Below are 3,739 nucleotides of genomic sequence, written 5' to 3'. Positions count from 1 at the left end.
GGGCATCCGTGCGTGCATGTACGGCGTACTCATGTACGGATATGCGCCCGTATGTGATGTGTGGCCGTCAGGCCGTGCGTACATGTATGACAAAGGTGTGACTCCCTCGGTACGGCCCGATGACCGTGGCCGGGGGCGGAACATTAGACTCGACAGACCAGCAAGCAACTGCAAGGAGGCACGGGTGCTGCTGACCCGCATCAAGGGACCGCGCGATCTGGACCGGCTCAGCCAGGAGGAGCTCGACCAGCTCGCGGCCGAGATCAGGTCCTTCCTCGTCGACGCCGTCTCCAAGACCGGCGGGCACCTCGGCCCCAACCTCGGGGTGGTCGAACTGACGATCGCCCTGCACCGGGTCTTCGACTCGCCCAAGGACAAGGTCCTCTTCGACACCGGCCACCAGGCCTACGTCCACAAGCTGCTCACGGGCCGCCAGGACTTCGCCGGCCTGCGCACCAAGAACGGTCTGTCCGGCTACCCTTCGCGCGCCGAGTCCGACCACGACGTGATCGAGAACTCGCACGCCTCCACCGTGCTCGGCTGGGCCGACGGCCTGGCCAAGGCCAACGAGGTGCTGGGCCGCGATGACCACCACGTCGCCGCCGTCATCGGCGACGGCGCGCTGACCGGTGGTATGGCCTGGGAGGCGCTGAACAACATCGCCGCCGCCAAGGACCGCCCACTGGTCATCGTGGTCAACGACAACGAGCGCTCGTACGGCCCCACCATCGGCGGCCTCGCGAACCACCTGGCCACCCTGCGCACCACGGACGGCTACGAGCGCTTCCTGGCCCGCGGCAAGGAGATCCTGGAGCGCACCCCGGTCGTCGGGAAGCCGCTCTTCGAGACCCTGCACGGCGCAAAGAAGGGCCTCAAGGACTTCATCGCCCCGCAGGGCATGTTCGAGGACCTCGGCCTCAAGTACATCGGGCCCATCGACGGCCACGACATCGAGGCCCTGGAGTCCGCCCTGCAGCGCGCCAAGCGCTTCAGCGGCCCGGTCATCGTGCACTGCCTCACCCAGAAGGGCCGCGGCTACACCCCGGCCCTGGAGCACGAGGCGGACCGCTTCCACGCGGTCGGCGTGATCCACCCGGACACCGGCCTGCCGGTGAAGACCGCCGCCGCCAGCTGGACCTCCGTCTTCGCCGACGAGATGGTCAAGCTCGGCCACGAGCGTGAGGACATCGTCGGCATCACCGCCGCCATGCTTCACCCGGTCGGCCTCAACAAGTTCGCCGAGGCCTTCCCGAACCGGATCTACGACGTGGGCATCGCCGAGCAGCACGGCGCCACCTCGGCGGCGGGCCTGGCCACCGGCGGGGTCCACCCGGTCTTCGCGGTGTACGCGACCTTCCTCAACCGCGCCTTCGACCAGGTCCTGATGGACGTGGCCCTGCACAAGTGCGGGGTCACCTTCGTCCTGGACCGCGCCGGTGTCACCGGCGACGACGGCGCCTCCCACAACGGCATGTGGGACATGTCCATCCTGCAGGTCGTACCCGGCCTGCGGCTCGCCGCGCCGCGCGACGCCGAGCAGCTGCGCGCCCAGCTCCGCGAGGCGGTCGAGGTCAAGGACGCACCGACCGTCGTGCGCTACTCCAAGGGCGTCGTCGGCCCGGCCGTCCCGGCCGTCGGCCGGATCGGCGGCATGGACGTCCTGCGTGCCCCGGGCGCCGAGGTCACTCGGCCGGACGTACTGCTCGTCTCGGTCGGTGCGCTCGCCCCGATGTGCCTGGAGATCGCCGCCCTGCTGGACAAGCAGGGCATCTCCACGACCGTGGTCGACCCCCGCTGGGTCAAGCCCGTGGACGAGGCCCTGGCCCCGCTCGCGGACCGGCACCGCGTGGTCGTCACCGTCGAGGACAACGGCCGTACCGGCGGTGTGGGCTCCGCCGTTTCGCAGGCCCTGCGGGACGCGGGTGTCGACGTACCGCTGCGCGATTTCGGTATCCCGCAGCGCTTCCTCGACCATGCCCTCCGCAAGGAGATCATGGCCGAGATCGGCCTGACCGCGCCGGACATCGCCCGGCAGGTCACCGGCCTGGTCGCCAAGCTGGACGGCCGCTACGACAGCGAGCCGGCCGCCGCCGTCGACTAGTCCGGAACCGCCGCGCGCGCCCTTCGTAGATCGACGCGCGGTTGCACGTCACGGGCCGGGAGATCACTCTTGAGGAGTGGGCCTCCCGGCCCGTTCGTGCGTCGTCACCTCTCGGAGGCGTCGGTGAGCAAGGATCTGAACAGCCCGTTCCGTACCAAGACGGTGGAGCAGTCCATCCGCGACACGGAGGAGCCCGAACACGCGCTCCGCAAGTCGCTCTCCGCCTGGGACCTCACGGTCTTCGGTGTGGGCGTCATCATCGGCACCGGCATCTTCGTCCTCACGGGCATCGCCGCCCGGAACAACGCCGGTCCCGCCACCGCCCTGGCCTTCGTGGCCGCGGGCATCGTCTGCGCCCTCGCGGCGCTCTGCTACGCCGAGTTCGCGTCCACCGTGCCGGTGGCCGGATCGGCATACACGTTCTCGTACGCCTCGATCGGCGAGCTGCCCGCCTGGATCATCGGCTGGGACCTGGTGCTGGAGTTCGCACTCGGCACCGCCGTCGTCGCGGTCGGCTGGTCCGGGTACGTGCGCCACCTCATGGACACCAACCTGGGCTGGACGCTGCCGACCTCGCTGTCCGGACCCGATGCCGGCGGCGACTTCGACCTGCTGGCCTTCCTGCTGGTCCTGGTGCTGACGGGGATCCTGGTCGTCGGGACGAAGCTCTCGGCCCGCATCACTGCGGTCGTCGTCGCCATCAAGGTCACGGTCGTGCTGCTGGTCATCATCGCGGGCCTGTTCTTCATCAAGGCCGACAACTACTCGCCGTTCATCCCGCCGGCCCAGCCACAGGCCGAGGGTGTCAGCGGCTGGCACTCGCCCCTGGTCCAGGTTCTCTTCGGCTACGCGCCCACCAACTTCGGTGTCATGGGCATCTTCACGGCGGCCTCGCTCATCTTCTTCGCCTTCATCGGCTTCGACGTGGTGGCGACGGCGGCCGAGGAGACCAAGAACCCCCAGCGCGACATGCCGCGCGGCATCCTCGGCTCGCTGCTGATCTGCACGGTGCTCTACGTCGCCGTGACCCTGGTCGTCACGGGCATGCAGAAGTACTCGGAGATGTCCCCGACCGCGCCGCTCGCCGAAGCCTTCAAATCGGTGAACCAGCCGTTCTTCTCGGGCGCCATCAGCCTCGGCGCGGCCGTCGGTCTGATCACCGTGTGCATGATCCTGCTGCTCGGCCAGACCCGCGTGTTCTTCGCGATGAGCCGCGACGGACTGCTGCCGCGGGTCTTCTCCGTGACGCACCCGAAGTACCGCACCCCCTACCGGGCGACCCTGCTGCTCGGCGGGGTCATCGCGGTCGTCGCCGGTTTCACCAGCCTGGAAACACTCGCGGAACTGGTGAACATCGGCACCCTGTTCGCCTTCGTGGTGGTCGCGCTGGGCGTGATCGTCCTGCGCAAGACCCGCCCCGACCTGCACCGGTCCTTCCGCACCCCGTGGGTGCCGTTCGTCCCGATCCTGTCGATCGCGGCCTCGCTCTGGCTGATGCTCAACCTGCCGGCCGAGACCTGGGCGCGCTTCGGCATCTGGATGGCCATCGGGATCGTCGTCTACTTCCTCTACGGCTACCGCAACAGCCGTCTGCACAAGGTCGGCCAGAACGCGGAGTTCTGAGCACGGGCCGTACCC

At 69.0% G+C, this 3,739-nt stretch carries 2 protein-coding genes; both read left to right on the top strand.

The features are described 5' to 3' along the window. The first annotated feature begins 184 nt into the window (after positions 1 to 184). The gene (gene dxs, locus ACWGIU_RS32560; protein ID WP_453711706.1) at positions 185 to 2,101 is read left to right on the top strand and encodes a 1-deoxy-D-xylulose-5-phosphate synthase; all 1,917 of its coding nucleotides are present in this window, start codon (positions 185 to 187) and stop codon (positions 2,099 to 2,101) included. A gap of 123 nt (positions 2,102 to 2,224) precedes the next feature. Continuing rightward, a complete protein-coding gene (locus ACWGIU_RS32555) occupies positions 2,225 to 3,724 on the top strand; it encodes an amino acid permease (RefSeq protein ID WP_453711705.1) in 1,500 nt (499 codons plus the stop codon). Positions 3,725 to 3,739 lie beyond the last annotated feature (15 nt).

The organism is Streptomyces sp. NPDC054840, assembly GCF_053611065.1.
Note: the sequence above shows the minus strand (reverse complement) of the source record. Positions and strands in the feature narration are given on the sequence as shown.